15 protein-coding genes are annotated in these 18090 nt (G+C 34.4%); 13 read left to right on the forward strand and 2 right to left on the reverse strand.

Annotated features, from left to right (window positions below; translation table 11 throughout):
• The 6 genes from A9Q93_RS07570 to A9Q93_RS07595 all read left to right on the forward strand — a co-directional run.
• On the forward strand, positions 1-175 hold a 175-nt coding region (locus A9Q93_RS07570; RefSeq protein WP_303686824.1), incomplete at its 5' end, for a cation:dicarboxylate symporter family transporter.
• A 100-nt stretch (positions 176-275) separates the two neighbouring features.
• On the forward strand, positions 276-2489 hold the full coding sequence (locus tag A9Q93_RS07575) for a hypothetical protein (protein ID WP_303686780.1): 2214 nt from the start codon (positions 276-278) through the stop codon (positions 2487-2489).
• 1 nt (position 2490) lies between these two features.
• Positions 2491-3369, forward strand: coding sequence for a hypothetical protein (locus A9Q93_RS07580; RefSeq protein ID WP_303686781.1), 879 nt, complete (start codon positions 2491-2493; stop codon positions 3367-3369).
• A gap of 117 nt (positions 3370-3486) precedes the next feature.
• On the forward strand, positions 3487-4518 hold the full coding sequence (gene gshB / locus A9Q93_RS07585; protein WP_303686782.1) for a glutathione synthase: 1032 nt from the start codon (positions 3487-3489) through the stop codon (positions 4516-4518).
• Positions 4511-5341, forward strand: coding sequence for an N-formylglutamate amidohydrolase (locus A9Q93_RS07590; protein WP_303686783.1), 831 nt, complete (start codon positions 4511-4513; stop codon positions 5339-5341). The genes gshB and A9Q93_RS07590 overlap by 8 nt, the downstream gene beginning before the upstream one ends.
• The gene (locus A9Q93_RS07595; protein ID WP_303686784.1) at positions 5307-6509 is read left to right on the forward strand and encodes a flavohemoglobin expression-modulating QEGLA motif protein; all 1203 of its coding nucleotides are present in this window, start codon (positions 5307-5309) and stop codon (positions 6507-6509) included. The genes A9Q93_RS07590 and A9Q93_RS07595 overlap by 35 nt, the downstream gene beginning before the upstream one ends.
• 55 nt (positions 6510-6564) lie before the next feature.
• Here the strand turns inward: A9Q93_RS07595 and A9Q93_RS07600 are convergent, their stop codons facing one another.
• Entirely contained in the window at positions 6565-8397 is a 1833-nt protein-coding gene (locus A9Q93_RS07600; RefSeq protein ID WP_303686785.1) for a T9SS type A sorting domain-containing protein, read from the reverse strand.
• Positions 8398-8943: 546 nt separating this feature from the next.
• Between A9Q93_RS07600 and A9Q93_RS07605 the strand changes: the two genes are divergently transcribed.
• The 4 genes from A9Q93_RS07605 (at position 8944) to A9Q93_RS07620 (ending at position 11734) form a co-directional block, all read left to right on the forward strand.
• Positions 8944-9123, forward strand: coding sequence for a hypothetical protein (locus A9Q93_RS07605; protein WP_303686786.1), 180 nt, complete (start codon positions 8944-8946; stop codon positions 9121-9123).
• Between the two features lie 66 nt (positions 9124-9189).
• Positions 9190-10140: a hypothetical protein gene (locus tag A9Q93_RS07610; protein ID WP_303686787.1), complete on the forward strand. Its 951-nt coding sequence runs from the start codon at positions 9190-9192 to the stop codon at positions 10138-10140.
• Positions 10133-10990, forward strand: coding sequence for a hypothetical protein (locus A9Q93_RS07615; protein ID WP_303686788.1), 858 nt, complete (start codon positions 10133-10135; stop codon positions 10988-10990). Before A9Q93_RS07610 ends, A9Q93_RS07615 begins: the two co-directional genes overlap by 8 nt.
• A 3-nt stretch (positions 10991-10993) precedes the next feature.
• The gene (locus tag A9Q93_RS07620; RefSeq protein WP_303686789.1) at positions 10994-11734 is read left to right on the forward strand and encodes a phytanoyl-CoA dioxygenase family protein; all 741 of its coding nucleotides are present in this window, start codon (positions 10994-10996) and stop codon (positions 11732-11734) included.
• 44 nt (positions 11735-11778) lie between these two features.
• Here A9Q93_RS07620 and A9Q93_RS07625 read toward each other — a convergent pair whose 3' ends face one another.
• Positions 11779-14463 (reverse strand): putative LPS assembly protein LptD, encoded by a 2685-nt coding sequence (locus A9Q93_RS07625; RefSeq protein ID WP_303686790.1) that lies wholly within the window; start codon positions 14461-14463, stop codon positions 11779-11781.
• Positions 14464-14632: 169 nt separating this feature from the next.
• Between A9Q93_RS07625 and A9Q93_RS07630 the strand changes: the two genes are divergently transcribed.
• From A9Q93_RS07630 to A9Q93_RS07640, 3 genes are all read left to right on the forward strand, one after another.
• Positions 14633-15715 carry an N-acetylmuramoyl-L-alanine amidase gene (locus A9Q93_RS07630; protein ID WP_303686791.1) on the forward strand — a complete coding sequence of 361 codons (1083 nt, stop codon included), beginning with the start codon at positions 14633-14635 and terminating at the stop codon, positions 15713-15715.
• A gap of 73 nt (positions 15716-15788) precedes the next feature.
• Positions 15789-16742 (forward strand): MlaD family protein, encoded by a 954-nt coding sequence (locus A9Q93_RS07635; RefSeq protein ID WP_303686792.1) that lies wholly within the window; start codon positions 15789-15791, stop codon positions 16740-16742.
• A 6-nt stretch (positions 16743-16748) separates the two neighbouring features.
• On the forward strand, positions 16749-18089 hold the full coding sequence (locus A9Q93_RS07640) for a (Fe-S)-binding protein (RefSeq protein ID WP_303686794.1): 1341 nt from the start codon (positions 16749-16751) through the stop codon (positions 18087-18089).
• Position 18090: the final 1 nt, after the last annotated feature.

The following is an 18090-nucleotide window of genomic DNA, read 5'->3' on the forward strand; positions in this document are numbered from 1 at the left end:
ACCGCTTGCCCTTGCTTTAATTTTTGCAGTAGATAGGCCACTAGATATGTTACGTACCACTGTAAATGTTACCGGTGATGCTACTGTTGCATCTGTAGTGGCAAAAAGTTTAGGGAAATTTGGTGAACCAAAAGTTAAAGAATGGGACGATCATTTCGACGAAGTGTCGTCTTAAGAGATTGTTAAATACTTGTTGACGATATTTACAATTCGTTAAACTAATATCAGTAGATTTATAGAATCAAAAGTATATTTTTGATTTTAAACATTCTCTGATGAATAAAATCTTTACTCTAATTATCTTACTATCAGGTTTTCTAATGACCTCTCAAGTAGGAATAGGTACTGCGTCTCCCGACCCTGCAGCAGCATTAGATATAAACTCTCAATTACCAGATGGTACTTACGGAGGTTTAAAATTGCCTACCATGACTCTAGCAGATCGTGCTACGATCGCTACGCCGATTCCTGACGGCTTGATGATTTATATTCTGGATGGAACCACAAGATGCGTTCAAATATGGGATGCAACTCAAACTAGTTGGATAAATTGGTACTGTATGAACCAACTTCCAGTTGCTAGTTCCGTTAGTTTTTCTGGAACTACTGATGTAGGAGAAACGCTTGCAGGTAGTTATACTTATACAGATGTTGAAAATGATGCTGAGTCAGGAACTACATTTCAATGGTATAGAGCTACTGATATTAGTGGAACAGGTAGTGCAGCTATTGCTGGCGCAACTTCTATTGATTATGTAACTACTATTGATGACGGAGATCAATTTGTGGCTTTAGGTGTAACTCCACAAGCGAGTAGTGGAGCAAGTCCTGGAGTAGAGGTGCTGTCTACTTATCAAGAAATATCTTTTTTACAGACACTTGTAGAATTTGATAGAGCCGCTACCACTATTCCAGAAGGAACCTCTAGAACTATACCAATCTTGATTACCAATCCTAATCCATCAATCGCAACAACCGTAGACGTAGCGTTTGATTCTGGAAATACAAGCACGTTTGGTAGTTTAGGAACAGATTATACTATTGATAATGATGGTACTAATATAACTTCAATACCATTTACAGTTACCATACCAGCTGGAGATACTGCATATAATAATATTACTATCACAGTCCTTCAGGATAATGAAAATGCGATAGACGAAGTGCTCTATTTAGTACTTCAAAATGTGAGTGGTGGATCCAGTGCGGCTTTAAGTGGTAATCAAGATGATCACATAGTTTATAGTGATGATGATGAATTTGCTACTGAGGTAGCATTTATTGCTACCGCATCAAGTGTTGAAGAGCCACTTACTCCTGGTAATTCCAGCACAATTGATGTAGCCATAACTAACCCATCAACTGTGACAGCTACAACAGTTCAAGTAACGTTGAACGCAAGTAGCACAGTAGAAACAGGTGATTATACGATTAATTATGATGGTTCTCCTGTAACGTTTCCATTCACGGTTACCTTTCTTGCCGGACAAACGGCAAATGAAAGTTTTACCATTACTTCTTTAAATGATCCCGATGCAAGTGACGAGTTATTAAATATAGAGTTAACATCTCCAGCAGGAGGAATAGCAACAGCTATATTAGGTACCAATGACTCACACGATTTGACAATAAATGATGACGATGTTGCTACAGTGGTTGAGTTTGCAACTTCAACTTTTAGTATTAATGAAGATGATATTGATACCATAACAATTAATTTAAATAACCCTTCAGCAACGGTTGCAACTACTGTAGAAGTTGCTATAGGAGCAAGTAGTACCGTAGCAGGTGCTGGAGTTGATTTTGATATCGACTATGCGAGCACGACAATAGCGAGTTATCCTTTTACCGTCACTTTTCCAGCAGGTGTTACGAGTCAGACGATAGATTTATATGCATATGATGATATGAATACAGCAAACGAAACGTTAATCTTAAATCTACAGAATGTCTCTGGTGGTTTTCTTGCACAATTGGGTACTAATGTAACTAACACGGTAACTATTAATGATGATGATGCGCCATTAACTTATGTTCAAGATTTTGATGGAAATAATACATGGACATATACTTTATCTACACCTTTATGTACTAATTCCCCTGATACATGGGATATTGTTTCTTCACCATTTTCAGGAATTACCATGACAAATAATTTTTTTGGAGTTCGTGATTTAAATGGTAATTGCGGTTCGGCAACTGGCGAAACAATTACTTTTGGAACAGTTTCTATCGGAACACAAACACAAATAAGTTTTGATTATGAAGTAATAGGGTTCGACAACGGCGATGACGTAGAATATACTGTGATATTCGATGGAGTACCTCAAACTACAGTTGTATTAATAAATGGATCTTCTAATTTAAATGCATCGGGAACCGTAAACATCCCTATTCCTATGGGAACAAATAACGTTAGTTTAGAACTATTTGTAACTCAAAACGGAGATGGTGATATAGGAGGATTTGACAACTTTATAATTCAATAAAATGAAGATAACAGTTACTTTTTTATTGTTGATAAGTTTGACAATCAATGCCCAAGTAGGTATCAATACTAACGATCCTAACGTTGCGGCTGCTTTAGATATAAATGCTCAAAGTACCATTAATTATGGAGGATTATCCATTCCTGTGGTTACAGAAGCACAACGTAGTACTGTTATCGTTACTCCAGCGAGTGAGGGAACCATGCTATTCGTAACTTATTCAAGTGGTGATCGCTGCTTAGAAATTTATGATGGAATACAGAATACCTGGCAAAAGATCAATTGTCTAACTTTAGCTCCTGTAGTATTATATTCAGAGGATTTTGAAAGTTATTCAACAGGCACAGGAATTAATGGATCTGGAAATTCTGGAGACTATCCTGCCTCTGTTACCCAATGGACTCTGAATGATGTGAATGGTACACTAGCCTCTTCAGATTACGTGGAAACAAGGTCTGGAGAATTAGAAATTAATGATACTAATGGACCTATAGAATTTGATACGCAATCTATAAATATAAGTGGTTATAGTAATATATCTTTTAGCATTGATTTAAGTGGTATAGGAGAGTTAGAATATAATCCATCGCTTCACAGTTCAGATGACACTAATGCGGTAAATGATTATATGGATGTTTCTTATTCTATCGATGGAGGCGCTTTTACCACAATTACAGATTTTAATGGTAATGGTACAACACATCATACATTAATCCCTTATTATGTAAGTGGTAATTCTGGGAGTGCTCCATTTTTTCCAGATGATACAGTTACACAGACAGGTTTAAGTGGATCTACACTCATTATAAAAGTGCGTTTTCAGAACTGGTCTGGTAATGAATACTTTTATATTGATAATATTATAGTTACAGGGAATTAACTTTTCTATTTATTTGCTAAAACCTCTGTTAAAAAAGCCTTATTATTCTATAACTACTCTGGTATCTATCATATTTTCTTCTTAGTTTGCGTACTTAATCAACCAAAAAATTAAGAGATGAACATTTGTTTTATCATGTATCCATGGGAAGAAATCAAGGCAGAAACTGATTCTACCTTAACCATAATTCATGAGTGTATTAAACGTGGTCATAAAGTGGCTATAGCTACACCTGCAAATCTTACCATAAGAAATAGTATTGCCTATGCTTTTTCTAAAGTGATTAAGAAAATGGATAAAGTACCAGCTCAAATGAAATCTTTCTATAAGCAAGCCCAGCTCAAAGAGAAGATGCTACCGCTAGCTGGTTTTGATATAATCATGATGAGAGCAAATCCACCATTAGATCCTATTGCGCTTAATTTTTTAGATTCTGTAAAAGATGATGTGTTTATCGTAAATGATATTGAAGGATTAAGAGAAGCAAATAATAAATTATATACGGCTTGTTTTGATGATCCTAACAATGAGATTATTCCTGCAACCCATGTTTCTAAAAATAAGCAATATCTTAAAAGCGTCATTAAAGAAAATCCACGAGATAAAATGATCATGAAACCATTGAACGGTTATGGTGGTAGCGGTGTTATCATGATAGAAAAAACTGCAATGGGCAATGTAAATTCCTTGCTTGATTTTTACATTGATAATAAAGACGGTTCTACAAATTATGTAATTTTACAAGATTACATAGAAGGAGCAGATAAAGGTGACTCTCGTATATTATTATTAAATGGAGAACCTATAGGAGCTGTACGACGAGTACCTGGAGATGAGGATCATAGATCTAATATTAGTGCAGGAGGAACTTTCCAGCGTCATCAACTTACAAAAGCAGAAAAAAACCTTTGTAAAAAAATAGGCCCAAAGCTAATTAAGGATGGATTATACTTTGTGGGAATAGATGTGATTAATGGCATGCTGGTAGAGGTTAATGTAATGTCACCAGGAGGCATTGTACAAATTAACAAGGCATCTAAAGTTAAAATCCAATCTAAAATTATAGATTATTTTGAGAATGTCGTTCAAGATCGTATCAAGTCATTAGAACGTCGCAATAAACTTAAAAGTACCATAGTAGATGCTTAAATTGTCCATTTTAGAAATCATTGAACGCATTGAGAGAGAAGAAGCGTTTCATGCGGTAGTGGAGGATTATTCCTTTTCCATAAAAATAGATGATTATGTTCCATATGCTTGTGCAGCGATACATAATGGCCATCATTTCCCTAAAGATCTTTGGGAGAACTGTCATCACACAGAGCATGAAAGATGGTATGAAGAAGACCCATGCACTGGACAAATGATTTCAGGATTACCTATCACTTTAATTGCGCACGATAGTAGGTTTGAATACGATTTAAACAGACACCCTAAAACTGCCTTATATGATACTGCTTGGGGTAAAAAATTGTGGAAAGTACCACTAACTGAAAAACAAAAGGTAAGGGCATTAACTAAACATGAAAATTTTTATAAAGTAGTACTAACTTTACTGGTAAAGTTAGAAGAACTTTTTGGCAGTTGTGTTTTCTACGATTTACACTCATACAATTGGAAACGATGGGATCGCGAGGTACCAGTTTTTAATATAGGAACTTCTAATGTAGATAATGACAAGTTTAGTGTAGCCATAAAACAATGGCAGGAAATCCTTAACGATATGCCATTACCCATTGATCAAAAAGTAGCTTGTTCTATCAACGATGTTTTTCAAGGAAATGGTTTCTTCTTAAAGTACGTTACTTCTAATTCACTAAATACACTAGTTCTTGCAACAGAAGTTTCCAAGATCTATTGCGACGAGTTAACAGGTAGAATTTATCCAGAAGTTGTTCATTCTATAGAAGACATGTTCCGCTATTATATAAAAGCTCATGCTCATCGCTTTTATGACAGACATGATGCCTAAAAATTCTCCTGACATAGATCTATCAAAATTTCAAGATGTTCTTGATATAGATGCAAATATTCATCGCATTGTAAAAAATCTCGAATTACTTGCCTATATCAATCCGCTTAATATCTCACAGGAACGTAAAGAGTTTTTCAAATCTAAATATATACACGAGCCCCAATTTAAATATCGTAAACTTAAATTCAAGCCTTACAAGTTGCATCGCATGTTCTTTAGTCAGCGACTAGAACGCATTGAAGATGATGATATACGGTCGTTATATAAGGATATCATCTATACATACAGTGGTCTCGTGCAGTGTATTGAGACCATACGTGAGCCTAGCAGTAAATTCTACTTTAATAGTTTACGCTTTTTTGGTACACCAACAGAAAAAATGGTAGAAAATGCTAAGTTCATATTACATTTTAAAGATGAGCCGCTTACAGAAATCAAACACCAGGCTGTTTTAAGTACTGAAGAGGCAGAGGCTTTTTTCATAAAGTATAGAGAACTGTATGACTTTGACTTTGATATAAAAACAAGTAGTGCAATGAGTGCTGCGGCTATGGTTTCAAATAAAGACAAGTCGCTTATTCTTAAAAAAGGACATTTATACTCTCAACACGAGCTTAATGTGCTGGCTCATCATGAAATAGGTGTACACCTTGTCACAACATTTAATGCTATCGAGCAACCTCTCAAAATCTTTAGCAATGGTTTTCCTAATAATGTAGAAACTCAGGAAGGTCTTGCAGTGATGTCAGAATATATGAGTGGTAATCTGACCCTTAGTCGTTTAAAAGAACTTGCTTATAGAGTCATAGCAACAGATTCTCTAATTAAAGGATATTCATTTGCAGACACCTTTGATTTGATACATGGTCAGTACAAACTTGATAGAGATCGAGCTTTTAATATAACCCTTCGTACACATCGTGGCGGTGGTTTTACTAAAGACGCATTATACCTTTCTGGCTTGAAAAAGGTATATGATTTACACAAGTCTAATACTTCATTTGACAATATGATATTAGGAAAATGCTCTTTAGAGTATAATAATATCATAGAAAAAATGAAAGAATTACGACTGGTATCACCAGCAACCCATCATGCAAAAAGCTTTGATGCTCAACTTAATAATAATCCGACTATAGACTTTATACTCGGTCACTTAAAATAGTGAAGTTATTGGTGGAGATTCCGCTTTCGCGAAAGCGAGATCAAAATGATCACTTCTATAGTTTATAAATTTTATGAGTGGACGATTTTCCATATAGGTTGACACTTTTTAATATATACAAGCCATTTGATAATTGAGATAAGTCTACCTCGTTTAATCCTGATGATAATCTATCGTACCTTAATAGCTTACCACTTAAATCAAATAGAGAATAGCTAGTGTCATGTAGTGTATTTATAGTTATGTAATTTGTTACTGGGTTAGGATATAACGCCACAATACCTTCAGTAGGTCGATCATTTATTGATAAAGGATCATAAATGACCGTATTATAGGTATTAGTTGTGATAGGTAAGTTATAATCAAAGAAAATGTTTGCAGTAGCTTCAAAATCATCGCCTACTGATGCAGTGGTACTTGATTTGATTCTATAGAAAATCCATCCATGACTTGCTGGTTCATTTGTTGTGCTATCTTCTAGATTGATATTATTAAAAGTATAGGTAAGTTCATTTCCATTGATAATTGATGTTGTATATGCGTGTGATGCGGTTAATGGCTCAAACGTGCTCCAGTCTAATTCTGAGTCTAATACAGTTTTAACAATTATATTTACTGCAGATGCAGTGCCCGTATTTTGAAAACGGATTCTATAAGTTAATTCATCACCTACTTGGGCAGGCGTGATTTGATCACCTTGTATACACAAAACATCATTTGGGTCATATGCATTTACTACCGGTTGACTCAAATTAATATTATTATTAGTAGGATCAAAATCTACAGCTGGTGTGATGTTTCCAGTAAAATTTAATATTTCGCCTGAATTAACAGTAGGCGGCGTAAAAATATTAAATGACATCGTGATGCTTCTTATTTCCAATGGCGTTAGATTGCTATAAGTCCAGGTAATGGAATTACTTGTTACACTGGATGGAGTTATGGAGGCTGATAGGAAAGTCATTTTAGTCGCATCAAAGTTTAATACTATAGATTCATTGCCAGTGGTAACATTCCCATGATTCATATAAATAAGTTCATAGTCTGCATTAAATCCTGGTCTAGCTAGTGTCTGGCTTACTAATTGAGCGCTCACATCTATACCAGTCGTATTGCTCGTAAGACAAAAATCATTGTTTAAATACGAATTTGTTGTAGAGTCTATAGTTAGATTAATAGAGCTTGGAATAGCAATTAGATTACCATTATTTACTGGTTCAATTAAAAAATTGCCAGTTATATTGGGCAAAAGAAAAGTATAATTACCATTGATTGTTGATGTAAAGTAACTTGAATTATCGCTCAGGTTAGTAATTTTCATAGGAAAATTATTCAACATATTAGGGTTAGAGCAGCTGGTTGCGTTAATAGAACCACTCACTATTTTGGGATTATAAACTTCTAAACGAGCACCAGCTAAAAAGAACTGACTGCTAGGTATTGTGATTCTAAGCTGATAGTTGCCTGCGGTAACGTTCGAAAAAATCAAGGTGCTATTTTTAGGATTAGGCCAGTCTGTACATGTTCCGGCTATGGTATTAATGGTAGTTGCGCTAATCGAAGTTGAATTAGAATCGATCAATTCAAAAGTGCCTGCGTTACCTGTAAAAATTAATCCGTATTCTAGCTCTAGTTCATAAAAACCACTTGCCCCTAAACTAAAAACAGGAGAAGTGATCGTTGCATTAGGATTACCTAAATTATCTACAAACAATGCCTTACAACCACCATTGAACCATGATGCAGTTACCGTATTAGGCGCAATAGTCCAGTTCATTACATCTGCAGCAGTGCTAAAAGAACTAGATGGAATAGGCACATTCTGACCATAAGAACAAGGCACAAAAAGAATGCATATAAAACTGATTAGGAGTAAAGTGTTTTTCATAATTATCTATTTTTAAGTAGATTAAACTTAATACTCGAAACTAGTCTTTTAAGCTTCTTGATACCACTTAGAAATGTTGAATAGTGGACTTGAATAGATTAAACAAGGAGATCGTACAATAAAGTGTCATTGCAAGCCTTTTTAAATTAAAGCAGGCTTATTTATGAGCTTTATTGTAAATGACAAGATCTAAGGCTGTTGTTAGATTGAATTATTATCGCTTTCGCGAAAGCGAAATCACCATTTATATTACAACCTTATCTATAAGATCTATGATTAAATAAGCCTTAAGAAGTCCAGCATGTCGGAATAACGACAACGGTACTAGCGCATATTCTTTTGGTTTTTTTAATGAAATGTCTGTTTTTACCCAAATTTAAATTCTAGTATTTATACTGTTTTAAACCATTGATTATCAGTATACATTTAACATGTATTTAAAAACGATCCATCGATTGAGTAGCTACATTTTTTTTTAAATACAATAGGTGGAATCCGAAAAGCCTAAATTTTTCAATAGAGTAGGAGAACCAAAATACTTTTATTATGAGTAGTGAAATTAAAATGAACAAAGCAGAGATTTTATCTCAATTAAAAAAAGAAGGCGTAACAAACCTAGACGAGTTTGCAGATATGCTTATCAAAAAAACACATAAAGATGGTGATGAAAATAAACCTATTGTTATGGCAGCAATAGTTTATCAGCACGGTTTCGTATCGCACTAGATATATCAAACAGGTTGTAGCTTTTCTAGGTACAACCTGTTTTATTTAATAATTAAAACTTACTCTATGAATGCCTTATTAAATATGAAAGATCAGCAATTAATGCTAGACGGTATTTTAAACTGGTTACATACTAATATTTCACATTTTTGCACACCTGATGAAAAGCAATATGTAGGGATACATCCAGAAGAAATAAAGCCTGACATTACTAGAAAAGCATTCACTGAATTAGGACTTGCAATACGATTTGCACAAAAATCAAAAAAGGTAAGTAACCATCCTATCTTCATAGAAATAAAGGATAAGTGGATCAAAAATATTAAGGATAGCTCATTTTTTTTTGATACAAAAAGAAGGTTGAGACTATTTCCACATAGAACACTAGCCTATGCAACGCTTAAATCTTTAGGCATCAATTATGAAGAAGTAAAGTATGATCTAGAAACTGTAATGAGCAGAAATTACATGGATAGAGTAGAGCGTAGCGCTTGGGATAAACTGGATATGAAATATTATACAGAAATTGCTCAGTTACCTAATGAATATCCTAGTTACCAAAGATTATTTCATGATTCAATTCTAGAAAATTTACCTAGTCATTCTTATGCACAAAATTTAGATTTTTATGGTTTAACGCATTTAGTATTTCATCTATCTAATTTTTCTGAAAATGATATGAAATTAATTACAAAAGAAAAGTTTGATCAAATACAAGAGTATATAGACGCAACTCTTTCTTTGTGTTTAATAGAGCAAGATTGGGATTTAGTTCAAGAACTATTGATCAATCAATATTGTATGAGAAAGACCTTTACAGAATTAGATATTTTTTCAGCAAACGCCATTAAAGACATACAGCAACCACAGGGCTTCATTCCTGGAAGACACTGGGTAAAAAATCAACATAAAGAGGACTACTCCAGTAAAGAACAACACAGTTTTGAAGATGTCTATCACCCAACAATTTTGGGGCTGTTTTTATTAATCCTTGAATTAAAAGATACTAATGAATAGTTTACACAAAAAATCTTTAAGTAATATCTATCACTGGTTAAACAGTTTATCAACTGATCAAGCTTGTGATCAAATTGTTCCAATTCTTGCTTTAGTAAAAATTTGTAAGCTCAATAAAGATTTTTTGCAAGAAGAATTTAATACTCTTACAACAAAATTCTTAAAGCAAGTCGATGTTATTGATTATGTAGAACAAGATATATTTCACTCCTTACTGGCCATAGATCTTGTAGAAAGTTCAGGCAACCTATCACATAAATATAACGCCGCAGCGTATAAGTCGATATTAAAAGAATTATGGATTGAAGGCCTTTATGCTAATAAAAAAAATCTCTTAGATAGTGTTTTTATACATCATGAAAAAACTTCTGATGTTCTAGAGATATCAATACAACTAGATCGTTACAGCGCAAATATTGATAAGAAAATTTCAAAAGTTATGAATCTCGTCGAAGCACAAAGTAATTATGGAAGAAGAATTATCAAAACTGATAAGCTAAGTATTCTGTTGATAGAAGCCATGGCTACAAGAGCCCAAAGAGCAAATGACATTACAACTGCGGCTAGATGTCTTAGATCAAGATTATATGTGTCCACCCATGATTCATTACTAATGAAATCAGGTATGAAATTCTTGTTATCTCAACAATGTTTTGATGGAAGCTTTGGAGACTACGATGCTGATCTACTCAAAATAAAAAATGAAAAACATCGAGAAAAGTCAACTCTGAAAATTAAATTGATAGTTGCCATTCAAATTGTGTGGACTATCATGGAGTACAATGGTTATAATTTATTTTCCTCTTTTCAAGACCAAGGAACTTTTTCAACTACCACTAAACCTATGTAAATTATGCTTAGTAAAGACCAAATACAGTACTTTATGGAGAATGGAGTTTTGATTCTTCGTAATTTTTTTTCTGATGATGAAGTAAGTACCTGGCGCAATCAGGCATTAAACCACCATAAAAATCCTAAAACAAGCGAGGAATGGAAATATGCTATTATGAACTGTCCTAGTAGTGAATTTCATTTGAAAAATGATGCTCATCCTGCGATTCATAAAAAAATGAATGCATTATATCAATGTTTTAATGACCAGATAGAATGGACTGGTGAGAACGAACTTGTTGCTAGAAGACCAGAAATAGATGCCGAATGGCTAGGAGCTAGAACGCCTCATCTGGACTTCCCGGTATATGACAAAATTAGAACACTAGCAAATAGCGTGTTTTACTTGAATGATGTAACTCCTAAAGGAGGACCTTTGATGTACTGGGAGAAAAGTCATAAAGTAGCTTGGGATTATTTTAAAGAAAATCCCTCGCATTATATGGCGCAAGGTGATTTAAGCCAAGGACAGATTTTTGAAATACTTACAGAATCTATGGATTCTGACCCTATACCATTTTATGGAAAAGCAGGTGATTTACTGATCTGGCACTCTCTTACATTGCATTCTCCATCAGTTAATTTATCACATGATGCAAGATTAGCTATTATAGGTAGATGGGGCGCGACTATTAAGGATGAAGAGCTTAGGTTTGATTTTTCTAAAAACATTTGGGACAAGTGGCATTTAAAGACATTCTAACACAAGAATCTCAATTAAAGAGAATAATTGATTAAGCGTAAATACTAAAACGTAGGATCTGGTTGCCTGCGTTGATCCCATTTAATATCACTTAACGCACTTGCTTTGATACCTATAAAGAAAAACCAGCTGTTCTGAGGTCCGATAGGCGTCCAGTTAAAACTCATTGTAAAACTCTCGAGATCTCTCTGAAATCTAATGGTGCTAAAAGAAATTCCCTTATTAGCAAAATCATATCCAGTATTTCCTCCTATAGACCATCGTGGTGAAAGCTCTACGTCACCACTCACCATCAAACTTTGCTGATTGATCATATTTTGACGCTGTGCGTTTATATATGTCATGGTATAAGCAAAATTCAAATTCCAAGGTATTTTAAAACGGTACCGGTCTTTTTTGATATCTACGTCTGTTTTTTCAACTTTTTGTCCTTGATCGCGGCTGTAATCTACAGACTCACCGAATAGACCATCATCACGACCACCATTTTCTAGAGTTCTTTCTTGGGATTGCTTGTCTTCTTTATCTTCAGTTTTTTCAAAATCTTTACTGCTTAGTCTAAAACTTGTTCTGAAACCAGCTCTAGTAAGACGGAATAGACTACCACCATTATTGATATTAAAGGTATTGATGCGATTGTTATTATTATCTAGCGCATAAGGATCAAAGTTTGCGTCTAAATTGAGATCAATATTTTTAGTAATGGGAATCACACCTCTCACTTGTAAAGGACTCCAGTTTAATGAATCACCAGCCAGATTATAAGCGGTATTAAAAGAAAGTGTTTTAAGAATTTGTACTTTTTTAAGTTCAGTTTTTGTAGAATCCCGTTCCCTTACTTTTGCTTCTATATTATTTTGAACTCCTAAATTTATACTACTAGAAAATACACGTCCTGGAGCACCGAATAAAGTTCCCTCAAAACGACTGTAAAACTGTTCTTCTGTTCCTGGTGCATCTAGTCCTTGCTCTGTTACTAATCTATCGTAGTACTGATCAAAACTAGGGTTTGCAGAGTAGCTTATGTTAGGCCTAATGATATGTCTTACGGCTTGAACTTTTGATTTAGGATTCTTTGATTTCCAGCTACCATAAATGGTAGTACCTATACTAGCACCATAGCTGTATGTTCTATATGCTGCAAAACCACTTATGGTATCTCTTACTGTGTTAAAGACACCGTTATCATTTTCTTCAAGAGTTTGTCTAAAGGTTTCAAAAACCCAGTTTTCTTCAAAATTAGCATTTGCACTTACACTAAAATATCCTACCTTAAAATTAGTCGCGACCGGTATACTATGCTGTAAACCCATGATTGCATTATCAAACATGTTGTCACTTAAAAAATCCTCATCTGTTGTGGTGATTCTATTTTCACCCCTTAAATTGTATTGCAAATTAATATTCTGCAAAGCTCCTTTTTTAGTGCCTTCCTTTGGAGCAAAAGGAAAAACTCGAGAAACACTTGCTTGTAAAGTAGGTAAAGTAAGATTTACCACATTAGTATTTGTATTTTGATTGTGAGTGGCACTTGCATTAATATTTACTTGTGGCTCGCCAGGAAATGTTTTTGAATAGGAAATAGAACTACTTAGATTATTGACAAGTGTAGCACTTTGATTTACTTGATTAAACGACTGCCTAAAGAACTGGCTACTACCTAAATTAACGCTGGCACTAAATCTTGAATTAGGGTTTGATTTGGGATCTTGAGAATGCTGCCAGTTGATATTATAGCGAGATGTTTGAGCAAAATCAGAAAATCCACGTTCACTTTGTAATTGATTCTCGTATAAAAACCTGAAACTACCGTTATACTTATAACGTACCTTATAATTGCTCTCAACTCTCGCACCATAGCTGCCATTAGTAAAATAATCACCTAGTAATGTGAGATCAAGATAGTCGTTCACTGCAAAATAATAACCACCATTTTGTAAAAAATAACCTTGATTATTATTGTTACCGAAGCTAGGAAGAATCACGCCACTTTTGCGCTCGTTAGTCATAGGAAAAAAAGCAAAGGGCAATCCTAGTGGAGTAGGAACGTCTGCGATATACATATTTACTAATCCTGTAACAATCTTCTTCTTAGGTACAAATTTTATTTTTCTAGCATAGAAATAATATTCTGGATTCTTAGGATCTTTAGAAGTTGTGAATCTTGCGTTTTCCATGTAGAAAACTGAATCATTAACTTTCTTAGTTGTTTCGGCAAGAACGTTAAATTCTCCTTGCGTCGTTTCTGAATTGTACGTAAGTGCTTTTTGAGAATCTTTATTAAAAATTATTGAATCTGGTTTAACCACATTAGTTCCTTGTGAGAAAACAGGTTTTTGCGTGTAACCCAAAGAATCCAAGGTGATACCATAAGCAAAAACGTCACCTGTATTATTATTAATGACAATTTTACCTGCTTCGATTGTTATATCACCATAAACGATTTTTGCCTCATTATATAAAGTTATGGTATTATTCTTTCTATCGATGCGTTTATAATCCTTGGCGGTAGACTCTATGCGGTACTCTAAAAAAGATTTTGGCTTTTTTATAGAATCATTCTTAGTTGTATCTACAGCAGTAAGAGGTATTTCTACTTTCTGTGGGATTTCTTTTACCTCTTCTTGTTCTTGAGTTGTAGGTTGGTTTTCAGCAGGTATAGGAGTTCCTTTAGACGGTGTTTCTTGGGCTGTAACCAGTGGAGCAACTGTTAAAAACAGTATGAACAAAATTATATACTTAATCAGTGAATGCAATCTAGGATAAACTATTTTCGTTGTTAGTATGGTCTAGTTTTTGAAACGTCAAAACTACATATAAATTTTAAGTGGATTGTAATAAATCCGCTTTCGCGAAAGCGAACTAATAAACAACACATTCACAACATACAGTTTGTATATGAAAACGAAGATATATCTTATTATTGCCTTACTAGCGTTTCCTCTTTTTTCAGTGGCAAATATACCCATCGATTCTACAAAAATGAATCAAAAGAAAATGTTTACGGTAGTTCTAGATGCTGGCCATGGTGGTAAAGACCCTGGTAAATATGTGGCCAAAACCGCAGAGAAAGATATCGCGCTTAAAGTAGTGAAACTTCTAGGTAAGAAACTAGAAGCGCATGATAACATAAAAGTAATTTACACGCGTACTACAGATGTTTTTATAGGTCTGGATCAAAGAGCTGCAATTGCAAATAAAGCGAAGGCAGATTTTTTTGTATCAGTGCACTGTAACGCCGCCGCTGCAACAAGTGCCAAAGGAAATGAGACTTTTGTACTAGGACTACATAATAATGCCGCAAATCTTGAGGTCGTAAAAAGAGAAAACTCTGTGATCGAGTTAGAGGAGAATTATCAAGAAAAATACACTGGTTTTGATTTAAATGATCCTTCTAGTTTTGCAACTAATTTAATGGTGCAAGAGGAGTATCTGGATAACAGCATAGAAATGGGTGCTATGGTGCAAACTAACTTTGAAAAGGACTTGAGGCGTAAGAATAGAGGTGTAAAACAAGCTGGTCTAGCTGTTTTACGTCTTTCTTATATGCCTAGTGTGCTTATTGAAACTGGTTTTTTAACAAATAAAGAAGAACGTGATTTCTTGCGTAGTAGTAATGGACAGAAAAAAGTTGCAAATTCTATATATGACGCTATACTGAGATACCAACAAAATAGAGATATTAACTTGTTTGAGGTAGAAGAAATTAATAGTAGTGCCATCGCGATAGAGCCTATTAAGGAAAATGCTATTTACAAAGTACAAATAAGCGCAAGTAGCAATAAATTAGAGCCTAAATCTTACAATTTTAATAAGTTACCACAGATTTCTAGAGAAAAGGAAGGTCGTATATACCGTTATTTTACCGGTAGCTTTTCTTCACTTAAAGAAGCCTCAGATTTAAAAACTAAGGCTGTCGCAAAAGGTTACAAATCAGCCTTTATAGTGGTTTATGAGAATGGTGTGCGTCGCAGGTTGTAATAATTACTAAAGAAATGTTAGTTGCAATAAATGTAGCTTGTCTTATCTTTACATTCGCAAGAAAAACGTAATTATGAAAATCTCAAAAGAAATCAAAGTCGGTTTGCTCACTGTAGGAGCAATAGCACTTTTTATTTTTGGATATCAATATTTAAAAGGGCGCAATCTGCTCAATGATGATAGAACATTTTATGCGGTTTATGATAATGTAGAAGGATTAACTTCATCAGCTCCTGTTACAGTAAATGGTTTACGCATAGGTAATATTGATAACATTGATTTTTTAGATAGTTCTGGACGTCTCCTAGTTAAATTTCATGTAGATGAGTCCTTCAAGTTTTCTTCAGAAAGTACTGCGTCAGTTTATAGTACTGGACTTATAGGAGGAAAGGCACTAGCCATCGTACCTAATTACGAAAGTAGTGCTAGAGCAGCCGTAGATGGCGACACATTAAAATCTGACATTGATGAAGGTTTACAAAGCCAGGTCATGAAAGAATTTATACCTCTCAAGGATAAAATTGAAAATATGGTCGTTAGTGCAGATTCAGTTCTAACAGCTGTTAATAAAACTCTCAATCCTAAAACTAGATTAGCAATAACTCAAAGTCTGGATGAAGTAAATAAAACGCTAGTTGAAATAAGAGGTCTTTCTAGAAATGCAAACTCCTTACTATCGGATAACAGAGAGCAACTGGATAGAACAATTACTAATCTTGATACGACTACTAAAAACTTTGCTGCAATTTCAGATACTCTTGCTCAGGTAGAAATAGCTGGAACTGTTAAAGAATTAGAAAGTGCTATTTCTAAATTTAATGTAGTTCTAGATGATATCGCTTCTGGAAAAGGTAGCCTAGGTAAATTAATGACTGACGATAAGTTGTATGAAAACCTAGAAAGAACGACTAGACAAGCAGAGATGCTTATGCAAGACATTAAGTTAAATCCTAAACGTTATGTTCACTTCTCCGTTTTTGGAAAAAGACCTGGAGAATATGAAAAACCTGAAGATAGAGACCAATAATTACCCATGGAATATATACCTAACATCATTTTTATTTTACTCCTTGTTGCAGGAATAGGATACTTTGCAAGCAACATTAAAAAAATTATCCGTAATGTAAAATTAGGGAAAGAAGTAGATCGATCTGACCGCAAAGGAGAACGCTTTGCACAAATGGCTCGTATAGCCTTAGGTCAATCTAAAATGGTTAAAAGACCTATCGCCGGCTTTTTACATATTATCGTATATGTAGGATTTGTGATTATCAATATTGAGGTACTTGAAATTATCATAGATGGTATTACAGGAAGCCATAGAATTTTTGCACCATATTTAGGTGGTGTTTATGATTTCTTAATCGCAACTTTTGAGATTCTCGCTCTTCTTGTTTTAATTACTGTAGTTGTCTTTTGGATAAGAAGAAACGCTTTGAATATCAAGCGTTTTACTATGGGTGAATTAAAAGGCTGGCCTAAAAATGATGCTAATTATATTCTTTATTTTGAAGTAGTGTTAATGAGTTTATTTCTTATTATGAATGCTACAGATTTTATTTTACAAACTAGAGGAGTAGAAGGTTATGCACATGCAGGAGAGATTTTTGGTTCATTTCCAGTTTCACAATTTGTAGCTATACCATTTGAATCTATGGCAGACGGTACTTTGATAGCCATAGAAAGAACCGCCTGGTGGTTGCACATAGCTGGTATCTTAGTCTTTCTTAATTACTTGTACTGGTCTAAGCATTTACATATTATGCTAGCTTTTCCTAATGTATATTTTGCAAAACTTACACCACAAGGTAAGTTTACAAATATGGAAGCTGTGACTAAAGAAGTAAAAATGATGATGGATCCAGATGCAGATCCTTTTGCAGCACCAGACCCTAATGAAATGGAAGAAGATCCAGCATCTTTAGGAGCTGCAGATATCTTTGATTTAAATCAAGTACAGTTGCTTAACGCTTATACTTGTACAGAATGTGGCCGTTGTACATCAGAATGTCCTGCAAATATTACTGGTAAAAAATTAAGTCCACGTAAGATAATGATCGATACGCGAGACAGGTTAGAAGAAGTAGGCTCAATTATAAACAAAGAAGGTGAGTGGAAAGACGATGGTAAAACATTATTAAATGACTACATCACTACAGAAGAACTTTGGGCTTGTACCACTTGTAATGCCTGTGTAGAAGCATGTCCTATAGGCATCGATCCATTGAGTATTATAATGGAAATGAGAAGGTATTTAGTGTTAGAAAACAGTGCAGCACCTAGTGAGTTAAATGTAACCATGGGTAATATCGAGAACAATGGTGCTCCATGGCCTTATAATCAAATGGATCGTCTTAACTGGGCAAACGAGTAAT

Origin of the sequence: Nonlabens dokdonensis (assembly GCF_002162835.1) — a bacterium.
Classification (GTDB): domain Bacteria; phylum Bacteroidota; class Bacteroidia; order Flavobacteriales; family Flavobacteriaceae; genus Nonlabens; species Nonlabens dokdonensis_B.

Coding starts and splice junctions, on each gene's coding strand:
- A9Q93_RS07620 (WP_303686789.1), top strand. CDS start 10,994: ATGCTTAGTAAAGACCAAATACAGTACTTTATGGAGAATGGAGTTTTG.
- A9Q93_RS07580 (WP_303686781.1), top strand. CDS start 2,491: ATGAAGATAACAGTTACTTTTTTATTGTTGATAAGTTTGACAATCAAT.
- A9Q93_RS07600 (WP_303686785.1), bottom strand. CDS start 8,397: ATGAAAAACACTTTACTCCTAATCAGTTTTATATGCATTCTTTTTGTG.
- A9Q93_RS07635 (WP_303686792.1), top strand. CDS start 15,789: ATGAAAATCTCAAAAGAAATCAAAGTCGGTTTGCTCACTGTAGGAGCA.
- A9Q93_RS07640 (WP_303686794.1), top strand. CDS start 16,749: ATGGAATATATACCTAACATCATTTTTATTTTACTCCTTGTTGCAGGA.
- gshB (WP_303686782.1), top strand. CDS start 3,487: ATGAACATTTGTTTTATCATGTATCCATGGGAAGAAATCAAGGCAGAA.
- A9Q93_RS07575 (WP_303686780.1), top strand. CDS start 276: ATGAATAAAATCTTTACTCTAATTATCTTACTATCAGGTTTTCTAATG.
- A9Q93_RS07610 (WP_303686787.1), top strand. CDS start 9,190: ATGAATGCCTTATTAAATATGAAAGATCAGCAATTAATGCTAGACGGT.
- A9Q93_RS07590 (WP_303686783.1), top strand. CDS start 4,511: ATGCTTAAATTGTCCATTTTAGAAATCATTGAACGCATTGAGAGAGAA.
- A9Q93_RS07615 (WP_303686788.1), top strand. CDS start 10,133: ATGAATAGTTTACACAAAAAATCTTTAAGTAATATCTATCACTGGTTA.
- A9Q93_RS07595 (WP_303686784.1), top strand. CDS start 5,307: ATGCTCATCGCTTTTATGACAGACATGATGCCTAAAAATTCTCCTGAC.
- A9Q93_RS07605 (WP_303686786.1), top strand. CDS start 8,944: ATGAGTAGTGAAATTAAAATGAACAAAGCAGAGATTTTATCTCAATTA.
- A9Q93_RS07630 (WP_303686791.1), top strand. CDS start 14,633: ATGAAAACGAAGATATATCTTATTATTGCCTTACTAGCGTTTCCTCTT.